General features: G+C 70.5%; 33 protein-coding genes. 14 read left to right on the top strand and 19 right to left on the bottom strand.

Features of this window, described 5'->3' with window-relative positions:
- The first annotated feature begins 196 nt into the window (after nucleotides 1–196).
- The gene (locus tag IEZ17_RS14080) at nucleotides 197–1,264 is read left to right on the top strand and encodes an IS630 family transposase (protein ID WP_189299953.1); all 1,068 of its coding nucleotides are present in this window, start codon (nucleotides 197–199) and stop codon (nucleotides 1,262–1,264) included.
- A gap of 62 nt (nucleotides 1,265–1,326) precedes the next feature.
- On the opposite strand, the gene IEZ17_RS14075 is transcribed toward IEZ17_RS14080, so the two are convergent.
- From IEZ17_RS14075 to IEZ17_RS14065, 3 genes are all read right to left on the bottom strand, one after another.
- Nucleotides 1,327–1,650: a nuclear transport factor 2-like protein gene (locus tag IEZ17_RS14075; protein ID WP_189299951.1), complete on the bottom strand. Its 324-nt coding sequence runs from the start codon at nucleotides 1,648–1,650 to the stop codon at nucleotides 1,327–1,329.
- A gap of 188 nt (nucleotides 1,651–1,838) precedes the next feature.
- Nucleotides 1,839–2,096: a hypothetical protein gene (locus tag IEZ17_RS14070; RefSeq protein ID WP_189299950.1), complete on the bottom strand. Its 258-nt coding sequence runs from the start codon at nucleotides 2,094–2,096 to the stop codon at nucleotides 1,839–1,841.
- Between the two features lie 93 nt (nucleotides 2,097–2,189).
- Nucleotides 2,190–3,233 (bottom strand): hypothetical protein, encoded by a 1,044-nt coding sequence (locus IEZ17_RS14065; RefSeq protein WP_229852250.1) that lies wholly within the window; start codon nucleotides 3,231–3,233, stop codon nucleotides 2,190–2,192.
- Nucleotides 3,234–3,589: 356 nt separating this feature from the next.
- Here IEZ17_RS14065 and IEZ17_RS14060 point away from each other — a divergent pair, with 356 nt between their 5' ends.
- Complete coding sequence (locus tag IEZ17_RS14060; RefSeq protein ID WP_189299948.1) at nucleotides 3,590–3,814, top strand: hypothetical protein; 225 nt, start codon at nucleotides 3,590–3,592, stop codon at nucleotides 3,812–3,814.
- A 10-nt stretch (nucleotides 3,815–3,824) separates the two neighbouring features.
- Here the strand turns inward: IEZ17_RS14060 and IEZ17_RS14055 are convergent, their stop codons facing one another.
- From IEZ17_RS14055 to IEZ17_RS14025, 7 genes are all read right to left on the bottom strand, one after another.
- Nucleotides 3,825–4,133, bottom strand: coding sequence for a hypothetical protein (locus IEZ17_RS14055; RefSeq protein ID WP_189299946.1), 309 nt, complete (start codon nucleotides 4,131–4,133; stop codon nucleotides 3,825–3,827).
- Nucleotides 4,134–4,140: 7 nt separating this feature from the next.
- Complete coding sequence (locus IEZ17_RS14050; protein WP_189299944.1) at nucleotides 4,141–4,458, bottom strand: hypothetical protein; 318 nt, start codon at nucleotides 4,456–4,458, stop codon at nucleotides 4,141–4,143.
- A 446-nt stretch (nucleotides 4,459–4,904) separates the two neighbouring features.
- Nucleotides 4,905–5,297, bottom strand: a complete 393-nt coding sequence (locus IEZ17_RS14045) for a hypothetical protein (protein ID WP_189299942.1) — start codon at nucleotides 5,295–5,297, stop codon at nucleotides 4,905–4,907.
- An 86-nt stretch (nucleotides 5,298–5,383) separates the two neighbouring features.
- Nucleotides 5,384–6,280, bottom strand: a complete 897-nt coding sequence (locus IEZ17_RS14040) for a glycoside hydrolase family 18 protein (protein WP_189299940.1) — start codon at nucleotides 6,278–6,280, stop codon at nucleotides 5,384–5,386.
- Nucleotides 6,281–6,417: 137 nt separating this feature from the next.
- Entirely contained in the window at nucleotides 6,418–6,699 is a 282-nt protein-coding gene (locus IEZ17_RS14035; RefSeq protein WP_189299939.1) for a peptidase inhibitor family I36 protein, read from the bottom strand.
- A gap of 430 nt (nucleotides 6,700–7,129) precedes the next feature.
- On the bottom strand, nucleotides 7,130–7,462 hold the full coding sequence (locus tag IEZ17_RS14030) for a phage distal tail protein (RefSeq protein WP_373299816.1): 333 nt from the start codon (nucleotides 7,460–7,462) through the stop codon (nucleotides 7,130–7,132).
- Nucleotides 7,462–7,770, bottom strand: a complete 309-nt coding sequence (locus IEZ17_RS14025) for a hypothetical protein (protein WP_189299936.1) — start codon at nucleotides 7,768–7,770, stop codon at nucleotides 7,462–7,464. Before IEZ17_RS14025 ends, IEZ17_RS14030 begins: the two co-directional genes overlap by 1 nt.
- Before the next feature lie 246 nt (nucleotides 7,771–8,016).
- Between IEZ17_RS14025 and IEZ17_RS14020 the strand changes: the two genes are divergently transcribed.
- On the top strand, nucleotides 8,017–9,609 hold the full coding sequence (locus IEZ17_RS14020) for a pentapeptide repeat-containing protein (RefSeq protein WP_229852249.1): 1,593 nt from the start codon (nucleotides 8,017–8,019) through the stop codon (nucleotides 9,607–9,609).
- A gap of 426 nt (nucleotides 9,610–10,035) precedes the next feature.
- A complete protein-coding gene (locus tag IEZ17_RS14015; RefSeq protein WP_189299934.1) occupies nucleotides 10,036–10,575 on the top strand; it encodes a hypothetical protein in 540 nt (179 codons plus the stop codon).
- On the opposite strand, the gene IEZ17_RS14010 is transcribed toward IEZ17_RS14015, so the two are convergent.
- The 3 genes from IEZ17_RS14010 to IEZ17_RS14000 form a co-directional block, all read right to left on the bottom strand.
- Nucleotides 10,557–10,976 carry a glutathione peroxidase gene (locus tag IEZ17_RS14010; protein ID WP_189299932.1) on the bottom strand — a complete coding sequence of 140 codons (420 nt, stop codon included), beginning with the start codon at nucleotides 10,974–10,976 and terminating at the stop codon, nucleotides 10,557–10,559. The two genes, IEZ17_RS14015 and IEZ17_RS14010, sit on opposite strands and share 19 nt — an antisense overlap.
- Nucleotides 10,936–11,241, bottom strand: coding sequence for a hypothetical protein (locus IEZ17_RS14005; protein WP_189299930.1), 306 nt, complete (start codon nucleotides 11,239–11,241; stop codon nucleotides 10,936–10,938). The genes IEZ17_RS14010 and IEZ17_RS14005 overlap by 41 nt, the downstream gene beginning before the upstream one ends.
- Before the next feature lie 172 nt (nucleotides 11,242–11,413).
- Complete coding sequence (locus tag IEZ17_RS14000; RefSeq protein WP_189299929.1) at nucleotides 11,414–13,051, bottom strand: FAD-dependent oxidoreductase; 1,638 nt, start codon at nucleotides 13,049–13,051, stop codon at nucleotides 11,414–11,416.
- Nucleotides 13,052–13,320: 269 nt separating this feature from the next.
- On the opposite strand from IEZ17_RS14000, the gene IEZ17_RS13995 reads away from it, so the two are divergent.
- The 7 genes from IEZ17_RS13995 to IEZ17_RS13965 all read left to right on the top strand — a co-directional run bounded on the left by IEZ17_RS13995 (nucleotide 13,321) and on the right by IEZ17_RS13965 (nucleotide 18,603).
- On the top strand, nucleotides 13,321–14,439 hold the full coding sequence (locus IEZ17_RS13995; RefSeq protein WP_189299927.1) for a SchA/CurD-like domain-containing protein: 1,119 nt from the start codon (nucleotides 13,321–13,323) through the stop codon (nucleotides 14,437–14,439).
- Between the two features lie 73 nt (nucleotides 14,440–14,512).
- Entirely contained in the window at nucleotides 14,513–14,947 is a 435-nt protein-coding gene (locus IEZ17_RS13990) for a cupin domain-containing protein (protein ID WP_189299926.1), read from the top strand.
- Entirely contained in the window at nucleotides 14,944–16,212 is a 1,269-nt protein-coding gene (locus tag IEZ17_RS13985) for a beta-ketoacyl-[acyl-carrier-protein] synthase family protein (RefSeq protein ID WP_189299924.1), read from the top strand. The genes IEZ17_RS13990 and IEZ17_RS13985 overlap by 4 nt, the downstream gene beginning before the upstream one ends.
- Nucleotides 16,209–17,459, top strand: a complete 1,251-nt coding sequence (locus IEZ17_RS13980) for a ketosynthase chain-length factor (RefSeq protein ID WP_189299922.1) — start codon at nucleotides 16,209–16,211, stop codon at nucleotides 17,457–17,459. Before IEZ17_RS13985 ends, IEZ17_RS13980 begins: the two co-directional genes overlap by 4 nt.
- A 13-nt stretch (nucleotides 17,460–17,472) precedes the next feature.
- On the top strand, nucleotides 17,473–17,736 hold the full coding sequence (locus IEZ17_RS13975; RefSeq protein WP_189299921.1) for an acyl carrier protein: 264 nt from the start codon (nucleotides 17,473–17,475) through the stop codon (nucleotides 17,734–17,736).
- Between the two features lies 1 nt (nucleotide 17,737).
- Nucleotides 17,738–18,214, top strand: coding sequence for an SRPBCC family protein (locus tag IEZ17_RS13970; protein ID WP_189299920.1), 477 nt, complete (start codon nucleotides 17,738–17,740; stop codon nucleotides 18,212–18,214).
- 56 nt (nucleotides 18,215–18,270) lie between these two features.
- The gene (locus tag IEZ17_RS13965; protein ID WP_189299918.1) at nucleotides 18,271–18,603 is read left to right on the top strand and encodes a TcmI family type II polyketide cyclase; all 333 of its coding nucleotides are present in this window, start codon (nucleotides 18,271–18,273) and stop codon (nucleotides 18,601–18,603) included.
- Nucleotides 18,604–18,687: 84 nt separating this feature from the next.
- Here IEZ17_RS13965 and IEZ17_RS13960 read toward each other — a convergent pair whose 3' ends face one another.
- From IEZ17_RS13960 to IEZ17_RS13945, 4 genes are all read right to left on the bottom strand, one after another.
- Complete coding sequence (locus IEZ17_RS13960) at nucleotides 18,688–19,716, bottom strand: methyltransferase (RefSeq protein WP_189299916.1); 1,029 nt, start codon at nucleotides 19,714–19,716, stop codon at nucleotides 18,688–18,690.
- A 7-nt stretch (nucleotides 19,717–19,723) separates the two neighbouring features.
- The gene (locus IEZ17_RS13955; protein ID WP_373299808.1) at nucleotides 19,724–20,845 is read right to left on the bottom strand and encodes a right-handed parallel beta-helix repeat-containing protein; all 1,122 of its coding nucleotides are present in this window, start codon (nucleotides 20,843–20,845) and stop codon (nucleotides 19,724–19,726) included.
- Nucleotides 20,846–20,916: 71 nt separating this feature from the next.
- The gene (locus IEZ17_RS13950; RefSeq protein ID WP_189299914.1) at nucleotides 20,917–21,108 is read right to left on the bottom strand and encodes a hypothetical protein; all 192 of its coding nucleotides are present in this window, start codon (nucleotides 21,106–21,108) and stop codon (nucleotides 20,917–20,919) included.
- Nucleotides 21,109–21,169: 61 nt separating this feature from the next.
- Entirely contained in the window at nucleotides 21,170–21,997 is an 828-nt protein-coding gene (locus IEZ17_RS13945; RefSeq protein ID WP_189299913.1) for a TetR/AcrR family transcriptional regulator, read from the bottom strand.
- A gap of 360 nt (nucleotides 21,998–22,357) precedes the next feature.
- On the opposite strand from IEZ17_RS13945, the gene IEZ17_RS13940 reads away from it, so the two are divergent.
- Complete coding sequence (locus IEZ17_RS13940; protein ID WP_189299911.1) at nucleotides 22,358–23,242, top strand: siderophore-interacting protein; 885 nt, start codon at nucleotides 22,358–22,360, stop codon at nucleotides 23,240–23,242.
- Between the two features lie 51 nt (nucleotides 23,243–23,293).
- Here the strand turns inward: IEZ17_RS13940 and IEZ17_RS13935 are convergent, their stop codons facing one another.
- Nucleotides 23,294–23,629 (bottom strand): hypothetical protein, encoded by a 336-nt coding sequence (locus tag IEZ17_RS13935; RefSeq protein WP_189299909.1) that lies wholly within the window; start codon nucleotides 23,627–23,629, stop codon nucleotides 23,294–23,296.
- A gap of 95 nt (nucleotides 23,630–23,724) precedes the next feature.
- Between IEZ17_RS13935 and IEZ17_RS13930 the strand changes: the two genes are divergently transcribed.
- Both IEZ17_RS13930 and IEZ17_RS13925 read left to right on the top strand, forming a co-directional pair.
- On the top strand, nucleotides 23,725–23,925 hold the full coding sequence (locus IEZ17_RS13930; RefSeq protein ID WP_189299907.1) for a hypothetical protein: 201 nt from the start codon (nucleotides 23,725–23,727) through the stop codon (nucleotides 23,923–23,925).
- A 62-nt stretch (nucleotides 23,926–23,987) separates the two neighbouring features.
- A complete protein-coding gene (locus IEZ17_RS13925; protein WP_189299905.1) occupies nucleotides 23,988–24,401 on the top strand; it encodes a DUF6126 family protein in 414 nt (137 codons plus the stop codon).
- A gap of 18 nt (nucleotides 24,402–24,419) precedes the next feature.
- Here IEZ17_RS13925 and IEZ17_RS13920 read toward each other — a convergent pair whose 3' ends face one another.
- Complete coding sequence (locus IEZ17_RS13920) at nucleotides 24,420–25,139, bottom strand: CDP-alcohol phosphatidyltransferase family protein (protein ID WP_189299903.1); 720 nt, start codon at nucleotides 25,137–25,139, stop codon at nucleotides 24,420–24,422.
- Nucleotides 25,140–25,143: the final 4 nt, after the last annotated feature.

Here is a 25,143-nt window from a genome sequence, read left to right as displayed (position 1 = left end):
TGGCCTCTTGCACCGGTCATTGCGGGGGCTGGGGCGGTGACGGGCGGGGCAGGCTGCGGGGTACCAGTGATCCACTTCGGCCGATCGGTTCGCCCGTCATGCCCGTCCGCACCCCCTGTCCGATAGCCCCGAGTGCCGCCGAACGCGTGCGGTTGAAGAAGACGGCCTACAGCCAAAGACCGAGCACCGGCTGCGGGTGCGTGCACAGGTGGTGCTGCACGCCGCGCATGGACGCTCCAACGCATGCATCGCCCGGGAGACGGGGCTGCGTTTGGACACCGTGCGCCGCTGGCGTGGCCGGTTCGCCCAGGCGGGCCTGCCCGGGCTCAGAGACCGTCAACGCCGCGGCCGTCCCGCCTCGTTCACACCGCTGCAGGCCGCCGAGGTCAAGGCGCCGGCCTGCCGGCTGCCTGCCGAGAGTGAAGTACCGCTCTCACGCTGGTCGTGCCCGGAACCGGCCCGCGAGGCCGCCCGGCGGGGCATCGCCCCGTTCATGTCGGCGTCGACCGTGCGTCGCTGGCCGGCCCAGGACGCGCCCAAGCCCTGGCAGCACCGCTCCTGGATCTTCATCACCGGCCCCGGCTTCCGGCTGAAGGCCGCCTGGGTGCTGGACCTGTACGCCCGCACCTGGCAGGGCGAACAGCTCGGCGATGACGAGTACGTGATCAGCGCGGACGAGAAGACCTCCATCCAGGCCCGGTGCCGCTGCCACCCCACCCTCGCCCCCGGCAAGGCCAGGGCGATGCGCGTCGATCACACCTACGGACGCGGCGGTGCCCTGGCCTACCTCGCCGCCTACGACGTCCACGCCGCGAAGGTGTTCGGCCGCACCGAAGAACGCACCGGCATCGTCCCGTTCATGAACCTGGCTAACCAGGTCATGAGCCAGGAACCCTACGCAAGCGCCAAGCGCGTGTTCTGGATCGTCGGCAACGGCTCCTCCCATCGCGGTCAGAAGGCGGCCGACCGGCTCACCGCGGCGTTCCCGAACACGGTCATGGTCCACACCCCCGGGCACGCCTCCTGGCTCAACCAAGTCGAGATCTACTTCTCTGCCGTCCAGCGCAAGGCCCTCTCGCCCAACGACTTCACCGACCTCACCGAGGTCAGGGACCGGCTCCGAGCCTTCGAAGACCGTTGCAACGCCACGGCACAGCCGTTCCAGTGGAGGTTCACCACCTCCGACCTGGACGATCTGCTGGCCAGGCTCGACCGGCACACCGCCGATCACCACGAAGAATCCTCTGTCGCACCGGCAGCGTGAACAACCCCCGAAGGTTTTACGGCGCCGACCACTAAGGCGTGTCCGACGGGTCAGGGAGCAGGCTAGGCTTGCCCCGTTTCGAACCGGCTGACCTTTCCGCCGTCGACCGTGAAGCGCCAGGCAGTGCGCATCTCGCCCCAGGTGTCATTGCGGTAGTTGGCGACCAGGCCGAGCCCGTCCTGCGTCTGCGTCTCGACGTCCATGTGACCGCCCGAGGAGAAGATTTCGCGCTCGGTCCAGTCAGCTACGTCCCGGTCCGAGCCGTCGTCCGACATCGTGGCCCCGGGAGTGAGGGCGGCGGCGAAAGCCTGGCGGTCGCCCGCGTTGAGCGCGCCCACGAAGGCACGCACGGCCGGGTCGGTCAGCTTGTCGAGGGCGATGGTCACGGTCTCTCCAGAAGATACGAGGGCGGGCCGGAAAGCACTCTTCCCCTGGTCAGCACAGCACACACCAGGGGCCCCGCAACCGCTGAGCGCCGAATGGCGCCACGCGGCGGAGCTTCGCAACCGCCTCATGGCGCTGTTCACCGGACATGGCCGTGCCCTACGGGCGGCAAGCAGCCGCTCGGGTCTGGTCAGCCATCCACCTTCGCGAACGCCACCAGGCCGGCGAATGCGCGCGGGGTCAGGTACAGGTGGGGCATTGGAGATGCGGTGTCGTCGTTGCCGCCGACCTCCAGGGCGATGCCGGTCCCGTCCTCGCGGGCCATGCTCACGCCGTAGCGGCCGGTGGCGAACTGTCCCACCCCGAGAATCTGCGCGCCGCCGGGGGCGCGGACGTCGAGGGTTCCGCCCTCGCCGATGACAACGGTGCCCTGATTGATCTGGGTCATGACGGGCCGGGTCTGGGCGCGGCCGGTCAGTTCGCGGACCTGGCGTTCAAGGCTGCGGATGCGGTCGAGGAGGTCGAGGGGGACAGCAGCCGTTTACGGGGCCTCCAGGAAGAGTTTCGCGGTTTCGGGTCGGCCGCGCTCCGGCGGCGTGATGGCTGTGCCGACGCTGCGGTATCGCTCGTCGAGGCCGTCGGGCCACCGCAGATCGCGTATGCGTAGGCGGATGGTGGTGCCGAGCATGGCGGGGGAGAGGGGCACGCGGCTCATGTGCACAGTGATCTCGGGAATGGTGAGCGGCGCGCGGGCGGCGTCCCAGTCGGCCCGTGCGTGGGCGTCCAGGGTCGGTTTCTCGATCACGGTCGAGTAGTCCGAGGTGCCGTCGAGGCGGGGCCAGCCGGCCGCGAGGGCGGCGTCGTCCACGAGCAGATCAGACAGCAGCGGAACGGACTCCGCGGCCTGGTTGGTGTTGTCGCTGGCGCCGCGGGACTGCCAGACGTTCGCCTGCCCGGTGGCGTCCACGGGCCACGTGTAGGACATGACCGGGCCCGGATGGTCGAGGAGGGTGTCGGCGCCACCCGTCCGGATCACCGGTGACCCAAACCGAAGCCTTTTGACGCGCCGGCCGCTCTCGGGATCGCGGAAGGCGGCTATGTGCCACTCGAACCCGCCCTGGACTTTGCCGAGTTGGTCTATGAGAGCGCGGAGCGAGGGCACGTCGTACCGGCTGTAGACGCGATCCCGTGGCATGCCGGACGTCTCGGTGCGGTACTCGATGCCGATATCGCCGCCGGCGGCATGCTGCGCGTAGTCGATCAACTGGCGCGCGATGTCGAACTGCTCGACCTGCCGGGCCTCGAACGTGTCCAGGAGCCGCCGATGGTCGAGGTAGGAGTCGAAGGTGCCGGCCCGTACCTGTATGGACAGAAAGCCGCGGTCGGTGGACTGCACGGATGCGGTCCACACGCCCCCGCCCCACCAGATTTCCCGCCCCCGCTCGATCCACAGTGCTGTGCGGCCCGGGGTGACGGCGGCGCGAACCCGCTGGGCGAGCTGCCGGTTCGGCACCGGCACGGTCGCACTCGCCGTGCCGGTCTTGCCGAGGTAGTCGTCGAACGCCACTTCGGTGAGCGGCAGCACGTCGAGGACCTGATCGCTGCGGAGATCACAGAACAGGGCGCGGTATGCGGAAGGAGACAGGGAGCACCTCGCAATCTGGAACTTGCCATGGCGATCAATGAGTTGAGGGAGCTATGTTCGTGAAAGCGAGGCGGGGCCTCGCGCGCGGAAGTGAGGCAGGGCGACGGCAACGAGGACCGTCGTAAGGAGCTGCCTGACTGAGCTCCCCCATCGGTGGACGCAAGGGGGCACCGACGGCGTAGTTGCACTGAAGAGCGCTTTGATGCGTCCAAAGCCTCAGTAAGGCCACATCCATGTGGCCGAGCTGAGGCAACCCTGCCATCGGTTCGGCCGCCCTTCGAAAGGGATTCGGACCGGTGAAACTCTCCCCCTTCGCCGCGCAGGTGCTCTTCCTGGTCCTGGCGCTGGTCTCCTCCACCCTTGTCGCCGTGGTCGCTGGCGTGCTCTGCCACGTGGCTGGAACGGGAATCGCCGGCTCAGTGCTCTATGGCGGCGGCGCGTTCATCCTTGTGATGACGCTCTGCGTCACCATCCTCACGGCCCTCGGCCTCCTCGGAGGAGGCGGTAGCAGTGGCCCGTGAACAGGACCGGCTACGCCGGGCCCTGCCAGATGAGCGCGGCTTTGCTGTAGGCGGCGGGCACGATGGTGAGGGCCGTATCGGAGTAGACGGCCATCTCGACGTAGTCGCCGGCCTTGAGCACGATCGGGCGGGTGGCGGCGTTGGCCTGTCCGCCGCTGGAACTGGAGACGAACGACATGGTGAGGCCGGCGGCGGCGCCGTTCACGAGGATGGTGGCGCGCGCCATGGTGGCGCTGCCCGGCTGTATCTGATGCGCGCTGACCAGGTACAGGCCGTCGACGGGGGCGGTCAGTCTGCTGTCGCGAGACGCGCTCCACATGCCCGGATCAGACATGGCGTCGGCGCCCGCCCACGACAAGGTGGTGTACCTGCCTCCGGCGAAGCTGTAGTCGCTCGTCTTGTAGACGGACACGTAATGCCGCTCGACGGCGTCCCGCCACGCACTTGCCCTGTACCAGGGCGCGGTCAGTGGCGACCTGTACCTGCATGGCGGCGACGCCGGTCGCGTTGAGCGGATTGCCGCCGGCGATCACGCCGTCGCGGCTCGTCATCGCCGACTCGGGCAGGTAGGTGCCGAGCGGGGCGAGGCGGGTGTCTTCCCGGGTCTGCCCGGTGGGCAGCAGCCATGCGGCGCGCACGGTCACGGGCGGGTCTCCTCACCAGTAGGCCGAGCGCCACCGCGGGACGGCGGTTGCGCGGGGGTTGGTGAATCCGGGGGCGGCGCGAAACGCCCACGGTGTTGTGCCGGGGCGCAGGGTGAGGGTCTGCTCGGGGATCGAGCGGGCTGTCGTGTCGCTCAGTCGCGAGGCGGTGCCGTTGAGCGTGACCGTGCCGGCCGCGGTGTCGACGGTCAGCTCGTCGCCGTGGTGAGGGCGATGTCGTAGTCGATCACGTCGCCGGTCGTGAGGTTGGTGAGGCTGGGCCGGTCGACCGGCCCCCGGAACGCGATGGTCGGGTGTGTGTCGGTGGTGCCTTCGTTGGCGGCGGTGGTGGTGCCGGTCGAGCCAGGCGCGCCGAAGTCCAGCGGCCAGGCGAGGTGTTCGGGGCCGGGGGCGAGGTGCCAGTCGAGGCCCGGCTCGGCGGCCGGCAGTCAGATCTCGGCGCGTTCCTCGCTCAGGCTGTAGCGGCGGGGGTCGCCGGCCTCGAACTGCATCGCCCCACCTGGGATCGTGCCTATGCGGTACCCGGTGTCGACGGGCACGGAATGCCGCAGGCACCGGGCGTAGGCCGGCAGCGGCGGCGCGTCGTCCAGGCGGGCGACGAGCGGCAGTTCGTCGTCGCGGAACGCCAGGTGTACGCCCAACTCCCGTACTGCCGTGGTCATCGCGCCGGGCGGGGTGCGCAGTACGACGCCATCGACCGTGATTGTGCGGGGTTGTGCCAGGAGCCGGCCGGGGACCGCCCCGTGCGCGCCGGCCCGCGGAACGGTGCCGGGGCCGACGCCGGGAGAGTCCTCCCAGCCGGTGAGTTTTTGCCAGCGCACGGCCGTTCCGGGGCCGAGCAGCAGCTCGCCGAGCTGAATGTGCGGTAACGCCGCCCAGGGGGCAACCCGAGAGGCGGCGTGTGTGGTCAGGATTTCGGCGTGTTCGGGTGGTAGCCCTGCTGAATCTTTTCGTAGGCGTACGCGTAGCGGGTGGCGTCCGTGTTCGTCCTCCACCCGGAGATGCAGCCGATCTTGTTTCTGTCCGCGAACTGCCTCAACTCTTTGTGATCGTCCAGCGTCCACTTGTTGCCGCCGTCGTTGCCGTACATCGGGCATGCTCCGATGCGCAGCCATGCCTCCTCGTCGCTGAGCTTGAAGACGTCGCGCATCTGATGGTGGGCCGCTTCCATCGTTTTTCGTGCCGAGTCCCATGGTGAGTCGGGCAGGTACTCGATCAGCAGGTTCACCAGGGCAGGGACGATCCCTTCCTTCTGGAGATCGCGCAGGAGGTAGCGTCCGAATGTTTTGATCCCGACCTCATCTCTCGCGTTGATCTCGAGACTGTAGGAGATCCGTAGGTCCGGGTAGCCTTTAAGCAGGTCGCGCACCAGGGGAACATTGCGTTCTCGCACCGTATGGCCGCTGACGGTGGCTTCGATGTCGAAGTTGATATGACGAACCTTGTAGCCGTCGATGACCTTCTTGTAGCCCTCGAGCAGGACCTTGGGATCGGCGATGCTGTGCTCAGGGAGAATCTTCTCGGCGCCGCCAAAGCTGATGACGGGAATTCCGCCACAATCGTTCCTGAATTTGTTGATCTCATCGGCGGACCAATCCGGTGCCGGGTAGGAATCGAAGCCTGCCCAGGTGAAGTTCGTGTGACCCTCCTTCACGCCGACGAACGCCAGGGCGAATCCCTTGATGCCGGTGTCCCGGGAGTAACGGCTCAGGGTGTAGCCACTCCGGTCCGCCGTCATGTCTACATACGGCATGACGGGAACATCCCACTTCACGGCGGGCGGGGCGAACGGGGAATCGGACATGTCGACCTCACTTTCCGATCAGGGTAAGGCAAGCCAATCAACGCGGCCGTGCTCGCCCACAAAGGAAGACGACACCCGGTAGGCGAGCACGGCACGCGACAGCGCCGACGGTGCGCAGATGATGCATCGTCTCGTCGTCAGTTGTCCTCGACCTTGTACGAGTAAGATTCGTATGACAGTCGCGACTCGCCGCTATTCTTCTCGATCCTCTTCTCGTCACCCCAGCAGCCCTTGTCGCTGTCGTAGACGAAGATTGGATCGCCGGAATTGTTGTACACCGACTTAAACGACGCCTTAAGTGTGGTGCAAGTTTTGGTCGGTGCCTCTGCTCGTACCAATTTCTGGTACTCGAAGTCCTCATAGAAGCACACTTGGCCCGATGGGCAATCCTTTGGTGGGTTGTTGGGCGTGGTATTCATGCGTTCCTCCTTGTGCTCGAGTCACCACAGTAGGGCGACGAGGTCAGCGTTATTCCCTTTTCGGTCGGTTGGCTGAGGTCCGCTGATCGGTGCGCGAATACCGCCTACTTGCGGGCACCCTCGTCCGTGCTTCCACCAGGAGATCACAGGCAGTTGGGGATGGCGACTCGGCAGGACAAAGACGACCCGAGTAGGTTCTTGGTGTCACTCAATGTGCCTACGGCTTGTGGCCTGACCGCTGGGTATTTCTAGGCTGCCGCACCGCATCACACGTTTTAGAGACGCTGGTATGGGTGAAAGCCCTCGCTCCCCGCTATATTTGCTAAATAAACCATTCTGCTCGCCGCGGTACACCGGTGACGACTGGCGACCCGCGGGTGAACGCTCTTCCTCTCCCCCTGCCCCAGGCCAGTGAATCCAGGGTCAAGAATCACCAGTAGGTCGAGCGCCACCGCACGATGCAGGCGGCGCGAGGGCCGGATGTTCCGGACGCCGCCCGGAAGGCGTAGTTCGTGGTCCCGGGCGGGAGTGTGAATGTCTCCTCGGGCACGCTGCGGTTGCTGGCGCGGTCCAGGCGTGAGGTGCTGCCGTTGAGGGTCACGGTGCCGGTGGCGGTATCGACGAGCAGCTCGTCGTCGGCGGCGAGATGGAGGTCGTACTCGATGCAGTCCCCGGTGCGCAGGCTGGTCAGTGACGGCAGAGCGACCGGGCCGCGGAAGGCGATCACGGGATGTGCCGCGGTGTCGCCCTCGTCGACCGCGATCAGGCTCCCGGTCGAGCCGGGAGCGCCGAAGTGCAGCGGCCAGTCGAGGTGTTCGGGGCCGGGGGCGGTGTGCCAGTCGAGGCCAGGCTCGGCAGTCGGGTCTCGATGCGCTGCTCGGTGAGCGAGTAGCGGCGGGGGTCGGTGGCCTCGAACTGCACGGCGCCCCCGGTCACCGTGCCCGTGCGATAGCCGGTGCCCACGGGGATGGAGTGGCGTAGCCAGCGTGCCCAGCACATGAGCGTTTCGGCGTTGTCGAGTCTGATCACGAGAGGGATCTCGTCGTCCCGCAGTGCCAGGTGTGCGGCCACGGCGCATCACCTCCTCTGGGCATGCGAACGCCCCGCCGGCCGGGGGGAGTCGACGGGGCGTACCTTCAGTTTCCGGGCACGCCGGAAGCGCCACCCATTGGATCACGGTTTGATAACGGCAGCAAGCGGCGTTCTCAAGACCCGCTCAACGAGGCCGCGCAGCTCACCTTCCAGTCGCGCCGGACCCGACCACAGACTGAACGAACTCGCCGCACAGTCAAGGCTGTTTGGTCCATGCTCGACACCATGCCCAACCCCTCAGAGCGTCCGCAGCCACAAGGACGCCACACACCACACCTGAGGTCCGTGTGGATCGTCACCCCCATCGCCCTCGCCGTCGTGGGAGTGCTCGCCTGCGGCCTCTTCCAAGGTATGGACACGCTGCTCACTGCGGAGAATCGGACGGGGAAGCCGGTCGACGTCAACAACGTCATCAAGACCACCGCCACGGTTCTCACTCTCATCGGCGCCGTCCTCACCGGCGTCTACGCCTACCGCAAACAACTCCTCGCGGAGGGCGACTCACACCGGGCGGACGCGAGCCAACTCGCCGACCGATACTCCACCGCAGCGGAGCAGATGGGGCACGAGCAGGCCGCCGTTCGGCTCGCCGGCGTGTATGCGATGGCGAGGCTTGCGGATGACTGGCCCGAGCAGCGGCAGGTGTGCATCGACGTGCTGTGCGCCTACCTGCGCATGCCCTACAAGACCGCCCCCACTGCAACCGGCTACAAGCCAGGCGAGCAGGAAGTTCGGCTCACCATCATCCGGATCATCCGAGACCACCTCCAAAACCCAATGGCACCGACGACGTGGTGCGGGCTCAGCCTGGACTTCACCGGGGCCACTTTCGACGGCGGAGACTTCTACGGGGCGCGGTTCACCGACGGCACGGTCTCCTTCGCGGGTGCGCGGTTCTACGGCACCATGGTCTCGTTCCGAGGCGTGGAGTTCGCCGGCGGCACGGTCTCGTTCTCGGGTGCGCGGTTCGGAGGCGGCACGGTCTCGTTCCGAGGCGTGGAGTTCGCCGGCGGCACGGTCTCGTTCTCGGGTGCGCGGTTCGGAGGCGGCACGGTCGCCTTTGGCGACGCAAAGTTCACGGGCGGCACGGTCTCGTTCCGCACCACGCAGTTCGCCGGCGGCGAGGTCACCTTCCATGGCGCGGAGTTCATCGGCGGCTTGGTCACCTTCCATGGCGCGGAGTTCACCGACGGCGAGGTCTCCTTCCTTGGTGCGGGGTTCGCTGACGGCGTGGTCTCCTTCCTTGGTGCGGGGTTCACCGGCGGTGTGGTCTCCTTCCGTGGCGTGGGGTTCACCGGCGGCGTGGTCTCCTTCGACGGCGTGGGGTTCGCTGGCGAGGTCTCCTTCTCGGATGCACGGTTCGCCGGCGGCGAGGTCACCTTCCATGGCGCGGGGTTCGCCAGAGGTGTGGTCTCGTTCCGTGGCGCGGAGTTCACCGCCGGCACGGTCTCGTTCCGCGGCGCAGGGTTCGGCGGTGGCGCAGGGTTCGGCGGTGGCGCGGTCTTGTTCGACAGCGCGGGGTTTGCCGGCAGCGAGGTCACCTTCGACAGCGCGGGGGTAACCGACGGCGAGGTCTCGTTCCGTGGCGCGGAGTTCACCGCCGGCACGGTCTCGTTCCGCGGCGCAGGGTTCGGCGGTGGCGTGGTCTTCTTCGACAGCGCGGGGTTTGCCGGCGGCGTGGTCTCCTTCGCCAGCGCGGGGGTAACCGGCGGCACGGTCTCCTTCGACGGCGTGCGGGTCGAGAGTGCGGCCGACATCGATTGGGGCCCGTTCTACGCGATTCCGCCGAGACCGGAAGATCGGCAACACCAGGTGTAACGGCATACGCGACACCGTGTGCGGCGGCAAGCTCGGTCAGACCCGCGAACGACAGCCGAAAGGCACAGTCCCAGCAGCGCGAGCACCCGTCACGCGGCCATTGGGGGTGCCTGCCCCCGGCTTTGCCGCCGGCCTGCTGCGGGTCCATCGCGAGGACTGCCCGCGCGGCAAGCATCAGGGACATGCAGCTACTGCCGGCTCGTGTCGGGCGCTCACGAAGTAGTCATCAGCGACGAGCCATGGAAGGAGTACCAAACCCGGCGCCGAGCGGTAGCGGCGATGCCCCCGCGCAGCCGCCTGCCGAGCACCGAGGTGACCGGGCTGACCCGCTGCGGTCAGTGCAGCAGCGCCGCAACTGTGGCGCGCAGCCGCAACAAGCCAGGGTTCCGGTGCGCGCGGCGCGTCGAGTACCGAGACGACGGGTGTGTGGGCGTCTGGGCCCGCGGCGCCGACGTTGTCGCCGAGGTCCTGAAGTGGCTCCGCGGCGCGGCGTACGAGATCGACAACGCGCCGTCTACGCCGCTGGACAGCAACGGCCAGAACGACGACCGGGCGCGTGCAGCGCGCGAGCGGGCAAGGGTGCCGGCCGAGCACGCCAAGATCGAGGCATCGTTGACCCGGCTTGCCGTCGATGCCGCCAAGAGCCCGGAGAAGTACCCGCAGGGTGTCTTCGAGGCGGCGCGGGATGAGCCGGTGGCCGAGCGGGACCAGCTTTCAGAGCGGATCTCGGCCCTGGTTCAGGTCGAGGAGATGCCGGAGGCTGGGGACTATCTGCCTCTCGTGGTGGGCGTGTTGGACGAGTGGGAGACGCTGGCCGTGGCCGAGCGGAACCTGATCCTTCGGAAGCTGATCGGGCGCATCGTCCTGCACCAGCCGAGGCGGCCGGGCCCGGTCACGGTGAAGATCACCCCCGTATGGGAAGTGGCGCGGCATCCTGAACAGCGCCTTCACGCCGCTATGGCGTGACGTTCATTGGAGGGGAAACCCTCGAAGTTCCACTGCACATCTCCGGAAGCCCCCTCGGCGTCCGGCGCGCCGGTCAGTTCGGCGTACAGCGGGTGCCGCCGCTCGCCGTTGACGCCGGTCTTCTCGAACAGCGGGAAGCTGACGCCGTACGTCGTCGAGCAGAAGGTGGCGATCTCCTCGGCGGTGCCCGGCTCCTGGCCCGCGAACTGGTTGCTGGGGAAGCCCAGCACGCTGAATCCGTGGTCCCCGAAGCGCTGCTGGAGTCGCTCCAGGCCCTCGTACTGGGGGGGCAGCCCGCACTTGGACGCCACATTCACCACCGGCAGGGCCTTGCCCCGATAGTCGGCGAGGGAGGCGGGCTCACCGGTCAGGGTGCGCGGCGGAATGTCGTACAGACCCATGGTCGGGCTCCTCGGTGCGGTTCCGCGGGTGGGAACGGTCGTCATCGCTCCCAACAGCGGTGCCCGGCCTGGGCTTCCCCGGATCGTCGACCGGCCAGGTCACGACCGGCCGCAGCGCGCCGGCCCGCCACTCCTTGAGGAGCTGGTCGAAGATCGGCGTGTTCTCCTCGGCGGGGCGCCGGGGGGCTGGTGGCGGCAGCCGGGGTGGCTGGTGCGGGAGGGAGATGCGCTGAAAGGGGTGGCCTGAAGTCTTCTTGACGTCCATGTCCGGACTCAACACCAAATCGCCCCGCGAGTTGCGGGACCGGGCCGGTGCCGGCGCCAGATGCGCCTGGGGCGGTGACGGTCAGAAGATACGTTCCAGGGCCGGCGGCACGCCTGGACGTCCCACCGGCCCCATCCTCCCCTCCCGCCTCACGCGGTATGCGCCGACCGGGTCACTCCCGGCACAGCAGGCCTCCCAGCACCTCCCGGAGGGCCCCCTCCGGATCGGCCACCCTGCCCTCCGCGCGCCAGGCCACGAAGCCGTCGGGACGCACCAGCACCGCCCCCTCCGGCTCCGTCCCGTGGACCTCGGCCCAGTCGGCGCCGTCCTCCGGGGCCAGATCGGCGTCCGGGCCGTCGCCGATGCGGTAGTGGTCCAGCCGCGCCGACCGGTGCCGGGCGGCGCTCTCGGCGGCGGCGCGCCACGCCGTACCGTCGTCCGGGCCGGTGAGCAGGACGAAGGACCGCTCGTAGAGGTCCAGGGTGGAGCGGCGTTCGCCGGCGCCGTGCAGCCACATGTGGGGGGCGCGGGTGCCGGGCTCGCCCGTCAGGCGCAGCTGCTCGGGGACGACCGGCAGATCGGGGTCGGCGCCGATCACCGCGCCCTGCGGATAGCAGTAGCCGAGGGCGACGGTGAGCACCCCGCGCTGCCGGCCGCCGCCGGCGTTCGGCGCTGCCGCATAGCCGGGGTGGTTGTGCTCGGCGGACCGGGCCGAGGCGCGGGCACTGGTCGCCCGGGCCACCGGCTGCCGCTCCGCCTCGTATGTGTCGAGGAGCCCGGGGGCTGCGGCGCCCTCCAGTACGGCGGCGAGCTTCCAGGCGAGGTTGTGCGCGTCCTGGATGCCGGTGTTGGAGCCGAAGGCCCCGGTCGGGGACATCTCGTGGGCCGAGTCGCCGGCCAGGAAGATCCGGCCGGCCCCGTACCGCTCCGCCACCCGCTCCGCGGCGTGCCACGGCGCCTTGCCGGTGATCTCAACCGCCATACCGGGTACGCCGGTTGCCCGCCGGATGTGGTCGATGCACCGCTCGTCGGTGAAGTCCTCCAGGGTCTCGCCGCGGTCGGGGTGCCAGGGGGCGTGGAAGACCCAGTGCTCGCGGTTGTCCACCGGCAGCAGGGCACCGTCGGCCTCCGGGTTCGTGAGATAGCAGGCGATGAAGCGGCGGTCGCCGACCGCGTCCGCGAGCTCGGGGGCCCGGAAGGTGATGCTGACGTTGTGGAAGAGGTCGCCGGGGCCGGTCCGACCGATGCCGAGCCGCTCCCGTACGGGGCTGCGCGGGCCGTCGGCGGCGATCAGGTAGTCCGCGCGGAGGGTGGCGTGCTCGCCGGTGTCGTGGTTCTTGACGACGGCGGTCACCCCGTCCGGGTCCTGGTCGCAGGACATCAGCTCGGTGCCGAACCGCAGATCGCCGCCGTGCTCGCGGGCGCAGCGCACCAGGACCGGCTCCAGGTCGTTCTGGCTGCACAGACACCAGCCGGCCGGGCTGAATCTGGCCAGCCCGCCGCCCGGATCGATCTCCCGGAACAGCCACTCCTGGTCGTCGCCGGTCAGCGAACGGGCCTGAAGGATCCCGTGGTTGTCGGACAGGGTCGAGGCGGCCTCGCGGATCCGCTGTTCGGCGCCGGCCACCCGGAACAGCTCCATGGTGCGGACGTTGTTCCCCCGCCCGCGCGGATGCCGCGAGGTGTCCGCGTGCTTCTCGACCAGTGTGTGGGCGATGCCCAGGCGTCCCAGGAACAGCGAGGCGGACAGTCCCACGAGGGACCCGCCGACGATGAGGACCGGGACCCGGTGTTCGGCCTTGGGGTTCATACGTGCTCCAGCTCCATCGGGGCGTACGGCAGATGGAGCACGAATGCCCGCCCTGCGGGGGCTTCGATCACGGTTCACCTGCATGGCTCACAGATCTCGCGCCGACCGTGGGTCTTGGCCACGATCGAATCCGGACAGCCCCCGCGACACGCCGGGCCGGCGGTCCGCCCATCCGGCTCAGTCGCCCGGACAGCACCGGTCCCCCGGATTGCACCGGAACTGACGACGCACCACAGGGGCCCCTGCGCCCTGGAGGAGATGCGTAGACGATGACAACGCTGTCGGAACGAATATCGCAATCCGCCTTCGACGGTTCCCGACTCCGGGTCGTACTTCTGCTGGACCTCCAGGAAGGTGCCCAGCGGCGCTTCCTCGAAGCCTACGAGCAACTGCGCAACCAGGTGGCGTCCGTACCGGGGCACATCAGCGACCAGCTGTGCCAGTCCATCGAGAACCCCTCCCAGTGGCTGATCACCAGCGAATGGGAGAGCGCACCGCCCTTCCTGGCCTGGGTCAACAGCGAGGAACACGTCAAGATGGTCCAGCCGCTGCACGGCTGCGTCCGCGACACCCGCTCCCTGCGCTTCAGCGTTCTGCGCGAGACCTCGAACACCGCCGACCTCGCCCCCGAGCCCCACAAGGGACGGCTCCAGGTCAACCCCCGGGTCGGTGACGGAGTGGTCCGGCACGCCCTGACCTTCACCGTGAAGCCCGGCAGCGAGTCGGCGGTCGCCGAGATCCTCGCCGGGTACACCTCCCCGGAGTCCCGGGTCGACCAGACCACCCGGCTGCGCCGCACCTCCCTCTTCCTGCACGGCAACCGCGTCGTACGGGCCATCGAGGTGCAGGGCGATCTGATCGCCGCGCTGCGCCACGTCTCCCGGCAGCCCGAGGTCCGCGCCGTCGAGGAGGCCATCAACCCGTACCTGGAGCAGGACCGGGACCTCGACGACCCCGACTCCGCCCGGGTGTTCTTCACCCGCGCCGCGCTGCCCGCGGTGCACCACGTGGCGGCCGTCGGCCACGAGCACGAGCAGGTACGGCGCCACGCGCTGTACTACCCGGCCAAGCAGGGCTGCGGTTTGACGCTGGCCAAGATGCTGGCCCGTCAGGACGAGGAGGCCGCCGAGGACCCGGCGTGCCCCATCTACGGCAGCACCGTCTTCCAGCGCGACGACATCGTCGTCCGGCTCATCGATCTGCGGGTCCCCATCGAGAGCGACCCCGTGCTGTCCCTCGGAGCGCGCGGCCCCCGCAAGGTCGCCGTCCTGCGCCGGCTGCTCGACACCGATGTGGCGGGCGGTCTGTCCAACGACCGCGAGGTCGCACACTTCCTGGCGCGCGTCGACATGGACCTCGTCACCGACCGCCGGGCACCGGGCGCCTGACGGCTTCCGTCCGTCTGCCCGCCGCGGGCACCATCCCTCATCCGCCGGCACCACGCCCCTGGAGGAATCAGCCATGACCACGCACCGCCCACGCATCGTGAACCTCGGTGAGACCCAGCCCAACCGCCGGCGCGGAGGTGATCTGCGCGCCATGCTGACACCCAGCGCGGTGGGCGCCACGAGCGGCTTCATGGGCATGGCACTCGTGCAGCCCGGCGAGCGCATCGGCGAGCACTACCACCCGTACTCCGAGGAGTTCGTGTACGTCGTCCAGGGTGCGCTCGAGGTCGACCTCGACGGGGAGCCCTACCCGCTGCGCCCGGACCAGGGGCTGCTGATCCCGCCGTACATGCGGCACCGCTTCCGCAACGTCGGGGACGAAGAGGCCCGGATGGTCTTCCACCTCGGCCCGCTGGCCCCGCGCCCCGAGCTCGGGCACGTCGATACCGAGGGCGCCGAAGAGGGCGCGGCGGCAGCCCCACCGGAACGCACGGAGCCGGTGTCATGAACCGCCGCGTGGCGGTCACCGGCGTCGGCATCGTCGCCCCCGGCGGCGTGGGGGTCCCCGCGTTCTGGGACCTGCTGTCCACCGGGCGTACGGCCACCCGTGGCATCACCCTCTTCGACCCGACCGGGTTCCGCTCGCGGATCGCCGCCGAGTGCGACTTCGATCCCGCGGAGCACGGGCTGGGCCAGGAGCAGGTGGACCGCTCGGACCGGTACATCCAGTTCGCGCTGGTCGCCGCCGAGGAGGCGCTGCGCGACGCCGGCCTGGACACCGGGAAGGAGGACCCCTGGCGTATCGGGGTCTCCTTGGGCACCGCGGTCGGTGGCACCACGCGCCTGGAGCACGACTATGTCGCGGTCAGCGGGTCCGGCCTCCGCTGGGACGTGGACCCCCGTCCCGCCGGGCCCCATCTGCACCGGGCGTTCTCGCCCAGTTCGCTGGCCTCGGCGGTGGCGGAGCAGGTCGGCGCGCACGGCCCGGTGCAGACCGTCTCGACGGGCTGCACCTCCGGCCTCGACGCGATCGGGTACGCCTTCCACTCCATCGAGGAGGGCCGGGTCGACGTCTGCGTCGCCGGTGCGTCGGACTCGCCGATCTCCCCGATCACCGTGGCCTGCTTCGACGCCATCAAGGCGACCTCCGCCAACAACGACGACCCCGCCCATGCCTCCCGGCCGTTCGACGCCCGGCGCGACGGATTCGTCATGGGGGAGGGCGGCGCCGTCCTCGTACTGGAGGAGCTGGAGCACGCCCGTGCCCGCGGTGCGACCGTCCACTGCGAGATACGGGGCTACGCCACCTTCGGCAACGCCTACCACATGACCGGCCTGACCCAGGAAGGTCTGGAGATGGCCGAGGCGATCAACCGCTCGCTGGCCCATGCGCGGCTCGACCGCACCCAGGTCGACTACGTCAACGCGCACGGCTCGGGCACCCAGCAGAACGACCGCCACGAGACCGCCGCGGTCAAGAAGTCGCTGGGCGACCACGCCTACAAGGTGCCGATGAGCTCGATCAAGTCGATGGTGGGGCATTCGCTGGGCGCGATCGGGGCGATCGAGATCGTCGCGTGCGTCCTGGCGCTGACCCACCAGGTGGTGCCGCCGACGGCCAACTACGAGACCCCGGACCCCGAGTGCGATCTCGACTACGTACCGAAGACGGCGCGCGAACTGCCGCTGCGGTCGGTGCTGTCGGTGGGCAGCGGGTTCGGCGGATTCCAGTCAGCGGTGGTCCTGACCCGACCGGGTGGGAGGGCGAGATGATCTCCCCGCACGTACGTCGTTCCGTCGTCACCGGCATCGGTGTCATCGCCCCCAACGGGCCGAACACCGAGGCGTTCTGGAAGGCCACCAAGGAGGGCATCAGCGTCCTCGACAGGGTCACCCGCGAAGGGTGCGGGGACCTGCCCCTCAAGGTCGCCGGGGAGGTGCGCGGCTTCGACCCGGGCGAGCTGATCGAGGAGCGCTTCCTCGTGCAGACCGACCGGTTCACGCATTTCGCGATGGCCGCGGCCAACCTGGCACTGGAGGACGCGCTGCTGGGCCGGGCCGACTACAACCGCTCGCCGTTCGCGGTGGGGGTGGTGACCGCGGCCGGCTCCGGCGGCGGTGAGTTCGGCCAGCGGGAGCTGCAACACCTGTGGGGCCAGGGCTCGCGCCATGTCGGCCCGTACCAGTCCATCGCCTGGTTCTACGCGGCCAGCACCGGCCAGATCTCGATCCGGGGCGGCTTCAAGGGGCCGTGCGGAGTGGTGGCCAGTGACGAGGCGGGCGGACTGGATGCGCTGGCGCATGCCTCCCGCACCATCCGCCGCGGGACCTCCGCCGTGGTCGTGGGCGCCGCCGAGGCGCCGCTCGCCCCGTACTCGATCGTCTGCCAGCTCGGGTACGAGGACCTGAGCCGGTCCGACGACCCGATCCGCGCCTACCGCCCGTTCACCGACAGCGCCTGCGGATTCGTGCCTGCCGAGGGCGGCGCGATGCTGGTCGTCGAGGAGCAGGCGGCGGCCGAGGAGCGGGGCGCCCGGGCCCGGGCCTTCGTGGCCGGGCACGCCGCGACCTTCACCGGCGCCTCCCTGTGGGAGGAGTCCCGCGAGGGGCTGTCCCGGGCGATCGAGGGCGCGCTGGAGGACGCGCGGTGCGCTCCCGAGGAGATCGATGTGGTGTTCGCGGACGCGCTGGGCGTGCGCTCCGCCGACCGTGCCGAGGCGCTGGCGCTCGCCGACGCCCTGGGCGGGTATGCCGCGCGGGTCCCGGTGACGGCGCCCAAGACCGGCTTCGGCCGCGCGTACTGCGGTGCTCCCGTCCTGGACATCGCGGCGGCGGTGCTCTCCATGGAGAGCAGCGTCGTGCCGCCGACCCCCAACGTCGTCGACATCAGCCATGACCTCGACGTGGTGACCGGGAAGCCCCGGGCCGCCGAGCTGCGGACGGCGCTCGTGCTGAGCCGGGGACTGATGGGCTCCAACGCGGCGATGGTGCTGCGCCGGGGCGAGAAGTCCCCCTCGTGAGAAGGAGATTCCCATGACCGCTCAACTGACTCTCGACGAGCTGGCCGGGCTGATGAAGTCGACTGCCGGGCTCACCGTCGACCCGAAGGAGATGGCGGACCGGCCCGACTCGACCTTCGCGGAGTACGGCTTGGACTCGCTGGGGCTGCTCGGCATCGTGGGCGCGCTGGAGAACAGGTTCGGCCGACCGCTGCCCGCCGACGCGGAGCGCACCAAGACGCCGCGCGACTTCCTCGAACTCGTCAACACCGACCCGGTAACTACGACAGGAGCATGACATGTCCGGCCACACCGAGAACGACATCACCATCGCGGCCCCCCTCGACCTCGTCTGGGACATGACCAACGACCTGGAGAACTGGCCCCACCTCTTCAGCGAGTACGCCTCGGTCGAGGTGGTCGAGCGACAGGGCGACAGGACCACCTTCCGGCTGACCATGCACCCCGACGAGAACGGCACGGTCTGGAGCTGGGTCTCGGAGCGGGTGGTCGACCGCGCGTCGCGCAGCGTCCGCGCCCGCCGCGTCGAGACCGGCCCCTTTGCGCACATGGACATCCACTGGAAGTACGCGGAGATCCCGGGCGGCACGTCCATGCACTGGACCCAGGACTTCGCCATGAAGCCCGGGGCCCCGATCGACGACAAGGGCATGACCGAGCACATCAACCGCAACTCCCGTATCCAGATGGAGCTCATCCGGGACCGGATCGAGCAGCGCGACCGCGAGATCCGCTCCGCCGCCCCGGTCAACTGACGTACCGCCACGCCGCGTTCGCACCGCCGGCAGGCGGCAACGAAGGGACCTTCCCGATGCACCACGCTCTGATCGTCGCCCGGATGAAGCCCGGCTCGGCTCCGGACATCGCCGAGGTCTTCGCGGCCTCGGACCGCACCGAGCTGCCCCACCTCGTGGGCGTCAGCCGGCGGACCCTGTTCCAGTTCGGTGATGTCTATCTGCACCTCATCGAATCCGACCGGCCGCCCGGCCCGGAGATCGCCAAGGTGCACGGCCACCCCGAATTCCGCGGCATCAGCGAGAAGTTGTCCGCGTACGTCAGCGCGTACGACCCGGAGACCTGGCGCAGCCCCAAGGACGCGATGGCGCAGGAGTTCTACCGCTGGGAGCGCGACGGCGCCCGCTGACGGGGCCCCGGAACCGACCGGCGCTCTCCCGCCCACGAGGGGAGAGCGCCGGTCGTGTCGTGCGGGCCGCGACGCCCTGCACCGTCACTCGGGCACGGTGCACTCGAAGGCGTGCAGATACGGGTTCACGACCAGGATGTCGTGGACCAGCAGACCGGCCTCCGCCATGTGGCTGACCAGGCTCTCCTTGGAGTGCTTGGCCCCGCCGACGTTCAGGAGCAGCAGCAGGTCCATGGCGGTGGTGAACTTCATCGAGGGGCTGTCGTCGACGAGATTCTCGATGATCACCACCCGGGCTCCGGGCCGGGCCGCCTCGACGACCTTGCGCAGTGTCCTGCGGGTGCTCTCGTCGTCCCATTCCAGGATGTTCTTGATGATGTAGAGGTCGGCCTGTACGGGGATGTCCTCACGGCAGTCGCCGGGCACGATCCGCGCCCGGCCGGCCAGCGGCCCGCCGTCCCGCAGCCGGGGATCGGCATTCGCCACGACCTTGGGCAGATCGAGCAGGGCGCCGTGCAGTGTCTCGTACTTCTCCAGCAGACCGGCCAGCACATGGCCCTGCCCGCCGCCGATGTCCGCCACCGACGACACCCCGGTGAGATCGAGGAGTTCGACGATGTCCCGCGCCGACTGCTTGCTGGAGGTGGTCATCGCCCGGTCGAAGACCTGGGCGGAGTCCCGTGCGTCCTGGTGCAGATAGTCGAAGAACCCCTTGCCGTACAGGTCGTCGAAGACGCTGCGGCCGGAGCGCACCGCCTCGTCCAGCCGGGGCCAGGCTTCCCAGGTCCAGGGCTCGGTGCACCACAGGGAGATGTAGCGCAGGCTGTTCGGCACGTCGTCGCGCAGCAGCCGGGACATCTCGGTATGGGCGAACTCCCCGTCGGCGGTCTCCTCGAAGATCCCGTAGCACGCCAGCGCCCGCAACAGCCGTTGCAGCGCCCGTGGTTCGGTGTCCACCGCGGCGGCCAGTTCGGCCACACTGCCGGGCCGGTCTCCGAGCGCGTCGGCCACGCCGAGCCGGGCCGCCGCCCGTACGGCCGCCGCGCACGCGGCTCCGAAGACGAGTTCCCGCAGCCGCATGGCCGGCTGGGGGGTGGGGCTTACGGTGGTCATTCCGCCTCTATTCTCCCGTTGATGGTGACGCGTCCGCCGAGCACAGGCCGGCCGGTCGGGATGTCCGGCAGGTGTTGCGGACGAATCGGTTCCCCTTGCCGGCCGGGTCCCTGTTGACCAGATCCGCCGGAGAGTTGCGCAGCACCACGTTGCCGCGGATGAGATTGCGCTCGTTGCGAACGTCGACGAAGCTGCGGAAGAGCACGATGCCGCCCGAGAGCGGGGAGGTGCCGACGTTGTCCCGGATGAGATTGCGCTCGACGAGCGCCTCCTCGGTGCCCGTCAGGACGATGCCGGAGCCCTGGACGGCCGGCAGGCGCTTGACCGCGGGGCAGGACTTGTTGTTCCGGGTCACCTCGTTGTCCGCGACGGTCAGCGCCCCGGCCCGGGGGCGGTTCTCGTCGCCCACGATGAACATCCCGGCGCAGTTGCCGATCAGGGTGTTGTCGGCGACCAGCAGGTTCCGGAGGCGCCGGACGGTGATGCCGATCCGGTTGCCGGAGAGGCGGTTGTCGGTGATCAGCGTGCCCCGGGCGTCGATCGCCCCGACGTGCTCGTCGGCGGCGTTCGCCACGAAGATCCCCGCATCGCCGCTCTCCGCCACGTCGTTGCCCTGCACCGAGCTGTGCACCGACTTCTCCAGCGCGATCCCCCACCGGCCGTTGTGCCGGGCGGCCATGTCGTGCACCGTCAGCCCCTCGGTCCGCGAGGCCCACAGGCCGTTGCGCGGGAAGCCCTCGACGATCAGCGAGCGCACCTGGACGTCCCGGACGGGAGCGCCCGCGGTCCCGATGACGCAGATGCCGTTGCCGGTTCGGCCGCAGTCGTTCTCGGCGCGCCTCCCGGCGGGCTCGATCACCGTCCTGTCGTCCACGCCGCGCAGCGTCAGATGCGACGTGGTGATCCGGACGCTCTCCCGGTAGATGCCGGGCAGGACGACGACCGTGTCGCCGGGGCGGGCCGCGTCCACCGCCCGCTGGATCGACTCGCCGGGACGGACGACGATCCGCCCGTCGGCGTGGTGCGGGGCGGCGTGGGCCGGCGGAGCCGCCGCGGGACCGCCGGCCAGGGTCGCCGCGACGCAGCCCAGGGAGACCAACTGTCGTCGCGTCATGTGTCGTAGCGCCATGAGGCGAAGCTATGGGCGATCACCCCCGCTCGCCACATGTGGTAACCCGTTGACGGCGGTGCGTGCGGCGGTCAGCTTTCCGGCCGCGCCCCGGCCGGCGGCTCGGCCGCCCGGGGCTCGTGGACGGCGGCCGGTCCGGCATCGGCCTCCGGGGCGGGGGCGGGATCGGACGGGGTGTCAGCCGGCCGGTCGGGCAGCGCCTCCGCCAGCAGCGCCACGAGGCTGGCCGGCAGAAACCAGGGGCGGGGGCGGGAGACAGTCACGGATGGCCAACGCCGCAGCGCCGCATGACGACACCGGCCATCGGCCCGACCGTCCGCTCCGTCACTCCAACGGCCCCTGGCCGGGCACCGTGCCGGCCCGGGCGACCGATGCCTCGATGCCGTCCAGGATGACCGCGAGCCCGACCTCGAAGGTCCGCTGCGCCTCGCGTTCCAGATACGGCGTGCCGTCCGCCGGCGGCGCCGCGCCCTCGGTCTCCAGGCGGACCAGCAGCGGGAAGCGCTCCGCGAAGTCGGGGGCCACCTCGCTCAGCCCGCCGGAGCGCGCCTGCCACCAGTCCTCGTCCGGCACGCCCGTGGCGGCTGCGGCCAGCCGGGACTCGGCGACGGTCTGTGCGGCGCCGCGGACGAAGTGGAACAGCACGCCGACGACCCGGCGCAGCACCGCGGATTCCAGCCCGGTGGCGTACAGCACCCGCAGCAGGCACTCCAGTGCGGCGTACTCGTTGGGGCCGAGGACCGGCCGGGCCTGGGAGACCTGGAGCACCCACGGGTGGCGCAGGTAGAACTCCCAGGTGTCCGCCGCCCAGGAGGCCGCCGCGGCCCGCCAGCCCGCCGAAAGGTCGTAGTCGGCGGGGAGTTCGGCCAGCGCCCGGTCGTACATCAGGTCCACCAGCTCGTTCTTGCCGGGGACGTAGGTGTACAGCGCCATGGCCGTACGGCCCAGCCGTTCGCCGACCGTGCGCATGGACAGGGCCGCCATGCCGTCCGCGTCGGCCACCGCGATGCCCGCGTCGACGATCGCGTCCACGCTGAGCGCCGGTTTGGGACCCCGGGGCGTACGCGTCCTGGCGGTGTGCTCGGGGGCGCTTGCGCGCCACAGCAGCGACAGCGAACGGCGGGCGTCGCCCTGGCCCGCGAATACCACCACTTGCAACTCCTTAGGGCGTAAAGTAATGTCGTCGGTCGAACTCTTTACGCCGTAAAGATATCAGGGGGGTGCGGTGGGCGTGATTCGTGGCCCGCGGTGCGGCGATCCGGCCGGTCGGCGACGGCGGCCCGGCCGCCGCCATCAGGCACCACCGGGGTGTGACGACCCGTGCCGACCGGTGCGTCGGTGCGGGGACGGGGCGGGACGCGACGGCGGGAAGGCCGTCGTCTTCGCCCGTACGCCCCGCGAACCCGTCGTGCACGGCAGCTCTCTGGCGATGCGTCATCTGCGGACGCACCTCCGGGCGACGCCCGCTCCGCCGCACCCCCTCCACCACCCGTACGTCTCCGAGGAGTTTCGATGACGGCCGTTCCGGTCGCGCTCATCCATGTCACCGACGTCCGCCGGATCACCCCGCGCATGGTCCGGGTCGCTTTCGCCGGGGACGGTCTCGACGCCTTCCCCACCTGGCCCGACCAGCAGCTCAAACTGCTCTTCCCCAAACCGGGCCAGCGCGCCCCCCGCCTCCCCGAGAAGACCGCGGACGGCGATGTGATGCGCTGGTACCAGGAGTTCCTCGCCATCCCGGAGGACGAACGGCCCTGGATGCGCAGCTACACGGTGCGCTCCTACGACCCCGGCCGCCGGGAGATCACCGTCGACTTCGTGCTGCACGGGGCGCCCGGCGCAGCTCCCGCGCAGGCCGGTCCGGCGACCCGCTGGGCGGCCACCGCTTCCGTGGGCGACACCCTCGCCCGCTACGGCCCGGCCGCGGAGTACGCCCGGCCGCTGCCGCTCGACACCCCCGGACCGATCCTGCTGGCCGGGGACGAGACGGCGCTGCCCGCCATCGGCTCGCTCGCCGCGGCGCTGCCCGCGGGCGCCCGCGCGGTGGCCTGCATCGAGATCGCCGACGCCGCCGAGGAGCAGCCGCTGCCCACCCGCGCCGACCTCACGGTCCACTGGGTGCATCGCGACCGCGCCCCGGCCGGGCGGACCGGCGTCCTGCTCGACGCGGTCCGCGCGGCCGTCCTCCCGGAGGACCCGGCCTTCGTCTGGCTGGCCGGTGAGGCGGGTGCGGTGCGCGCACTGCGGCGCCATCTGACCGGGGAGCGCGGTATCGCCAAGCATCGGATCGACTTCACCGGCTACTGGCGGCGCAGCCTCACCCAGGACGACGCCCCCACGGAGGACGACCTCGCCGAGGCCCGGGAGAAGGCGGCGGCCTGGGAGCAGGGCGGCTGATCCGGCCGGGGCGGAGGCCCTCGTCCGCCGCCGCGCGGATCAGGACGTCGGTCAGCTCGTCGGGCCGGGACCGCATCGGGTAGTGCCCGGCGTCCAGGTCGAAGAAGCCCCCTGGGGCTCGGTGAGGATCGCGAAGCGGGGGTCGCCGGTGGACACCGGGGCTTCCGCGGTGGCGATGCTCGTGCCGCCGGCGGTGCAGAAGATGCCGGTGGCCGGCCTGGCGGCCACCGCGCCGGTGAGCCGGGGCGGCTGGGTGAGGGCGCCCAGGGCGGGCAGCAGGCCGTAGCAGTGCCCGACGACCACCGCGTCCCGCGGCTGTTCCCGCGGGCGGGCCCCGGGGACGGCCGGGACCGGCGGCGGGAGTTCGTCCGGCGGCTTGTGCACCACCCGTTCAAGCCGCCGGACCCGTCGACTACAGTTGAAGAATTCCGCTATTCAACAGTGAACGCGATGGCCGGTCGGCCTGAACGCGGAGGGCATGCGTGGGCGGTTTCGCCGAGTCGGTACGGGAACGGGTGCGCGCGGCGCGGGCCGCCGTCGCGGCGGCGCGGACGGCGGATGACGCCTATGCCCTGGCCGTCGCGGAGGACGAGCTGGACGACGCGCTGCGGATCGCGCGCGGCGTCGGCATCGACCCCGACGGCGGGACCGCGGCCGGGGCGCAGGGCGGGGCCCCCGAGTGAGCGGCGCGGCGGCGCGGGTGGCCCGCACCGCGTGCGGCGCCATCGGATCCGGGTGATCGCCGATGTCCGGCGCATCGCGACGTAAAGGACCGCCGCCGTGGCGCGCGGTCCGCTCCCGCACGTGCATACCCACGGCCTCCCGACCGGGCTCCACGCGGCCCTGCCGGGGGCGCCACCACCTCGGCCGCGGCGCCCTGCGCCCCCCGCGCGGGCTGCGGCGCGCCTGCCCGGACATCGCCGCCCGCCATCTGGCGTCCCCGCGCTGCGGCGTCCGGCGGTTCCGGACCACCGCCGTCCGCCCCGGCACACGGCTGGCGCGGCTGCCCGGCACCCTCCTGGTGACCCACCGGACGACGACCTACGAGACGGCCCGACGCAGCCTGTGGATACGGGTGTTGCTCGCCGTCGTCGTCACCAACCTGGTGCTGGTGTTCCTGGCGCTGGTCGTCTACCTGGGACGGCACGCGGGCACCTGAGCCCGTCGTCCCGCCCGCTCAGGCAGGCCCCCGGGCCCGCCACAGCCACACCGTGTCCCGTCCGAACGACCACACCAGCAATGCCAGCGCCACCGCCACCGTGCCGGACTCCGCCTCGCGCGGCACGATCCCGGCCGCCGCCACCACCAGCACCATCCCCTGGAGCGCCGCCACCGCCTTGCGGGCCATGCTGTGCGGCAGCGCGGCGCGCAGCCACGGCAGCGCCCAGGACGCGGCGACGAAGGCGTAGCGCATCGCGCCGATGGCCAGCACCCACGGACCCAGCGCCATCGCGACATACACGCTCAGCACCAGGATCAGGATCGCGTCGACCTCCATGTCGAAGCGGGCCCCCAGCGGCGTCGCCGTCCCCGTACGCCGGGCCACCCGGCCGTCCACCGCGTCCAGGACCAGCGCGACGGTGGCCAGTCCGATCAGCGCGGTCAGCGGAGCCCGCCTGCCGAAGGAGTCGGCGACCAGCGCGGTCACCCCGCCGACCAGCGTGGCGCGGGCCAGGGTGACGCGGTTCGCCGGGCCGAACGAGTCCAGCCAGGACCGGCGCAGCGCCCGGGTGAGCGTGGCCCCGGTGGTCACCGCGAAGACGGATCCCGTCAGCCACCCCGCGGTCCCCAGTCCGACCGCCCGGCACAGCACCTCCAGCAGCACCATCTGCGCGACCGCGCCCGCGGCGGCGTCCGGGGCGAACGGCCCTGTCCCGTACTGCCCTTGTACGGCCATCGTG

The organism is Streptomyces albospinus, from assembly GCF_014648695.1.
GTDB classification, from domain to species: domain Bacteria; phylum Actinomycetota; class Actinomycetes; order Streptomycetales; family Streptomycetaceae; genus Streptomyces; species Streptomyces albospinus.
This window is presented reverse-complemented; position numbering and strand designations above follow the sequence as displayed.

Coding starts and splice junctions, on each gene's coding strand:
- IEZ17_RS14035 (WP_189299939.1), bottom strand. CDS start 6,699: ATGAATACCACGCCCAACAACCCACCAAAGGATTGCCCATCGGGCCAA.
- IEZ17_RS14000 (WP_189299929.1), bottom strand. CDS start 13,051: ATGAACCCCAAGGCCGAACACCGGGTCCCGGTCCTCATCGTCGGCGGG.
- IEZ17_RS13920 (WP_189299903.1), bottom strand. CDS start 25,139: ATGGCCGTACAAGGGCAGTACGGGACAGGGCCGTTCGCCCCGGACGCC.
- IEZ17_RS13955 (WP_373299808.1), bottom strand. CDS start 20,845: ATGGCGCTACGACACATGACGCGACGACAGTTGGTCTCCCTGGGCTGC.
- IEZ17_RS14020 (WP_229852249.1), top strand. CDS start 8,017: ATGCCCAACCCCTCAGAGCGTCCGCAGCCACAAGGACGCCACACACCA.
- IEZ17_RS13965 (WP_189299918.1), top strand. CDS start 18,271: ATGCACCACGCTCTGATCGTCGCCCGGATGAAGCCCGGCTCGGCTCCG.
- IEZ17_RS14070 (WP_189299950.1), bottom strand. CDS start 2,096: ATGACCCAGATCAATCAGGGCACCGTTGTCATCGGCGAGGGCGGAACC.
- IEZ17_RS14040 (WP_189299940.1), bottom strand. CDS start 6,280: ATGTCCGATTCCCCGTTCGCCCCGCCCGCCGTGAAGTGGGATGTTCCC.
- IEZ17_RS13980 (WP_189299922.1), top strand. CDS start 16,209: ATGATCTCCCCGCACGTACGTCGTTCCGTCGTCACCGGCATCGGTGTC.
- IEZ17_RS13940 (WP_189299911.1), top strand. CDS start 22,358: ATGACGGCCGTTCCGGTCGCGCTCATCCATGTCACCGACGTCCGCCGG.
- IEZ17_RS13975 (WP_189299921.1), top strand. CDS start 17,473: ATGACCGCTCAACTGACTCTCGACGAGCTGGCCGGGCTGATGAAGTCG.
- IEZ17_RS13925 (WP_189299905.1), top strand. CDS start 23,988: ATGTCCGGCGCATCGCGACGTAAAGGACCGCCGCCGTGGCGCGCGGTC.
- IEZ17_RS13995 (WP_189299927.1), top strand. CDS start 13,321: ATGACAACGCTGTCGGAACGAATATCGCAATCCGCCTTCGACGGTTCC.
- IEZ17_RS14055 (WP_189299946.1), bottom strand. CDS start 4,133: ATGTGGAGCGCGTCTCGCGACAGCAGACTGACCGCCCCCGTCGACGGC.
- IEZ17_RS13960 (WP_189299916.1), bottom strand. CDS start 19,716: ATGACCACCGTAAGCCCCACCCCCCAGCCGGCCATGCGGCTGCGGGAA.
- IEZ17_RS13970 (WP_189299920.1), top strand. CDS start 17,738: ATGTCCGGCCACACCGAGAACGACATCACCATCGCGGCCCCCCTCGAC.
- IEZ17_RS14010 (WP_189299932.1), bottom strand. CDS start 10,976: ATGGGTCTGTACGACATTCCGCCGCGCACCCTGACCGGTGAGCCCGCC.
- IEZ17_RS14005 (WP_189299930.1), bottom strand. CDS start 11,241: ATGGACGTCAAGAAGACTTCAGGCCACCCCTTTCAGCGCATCTCCCTC.
- IEZ17_RS13985 (WP_189299924.1), top strand. CDS start 14,944: ATGAACCGCCGCGTGGCGGTCACCGGCGTCGGCATCGTCGCCCCCGGC.
- IEZ17_RS13990 (WP_189299926.1), top strand. CDS start 14,513: ATGACCACGCACCGCCCACGCATCGTGAACCTCGGTGAGACCCAGCCC.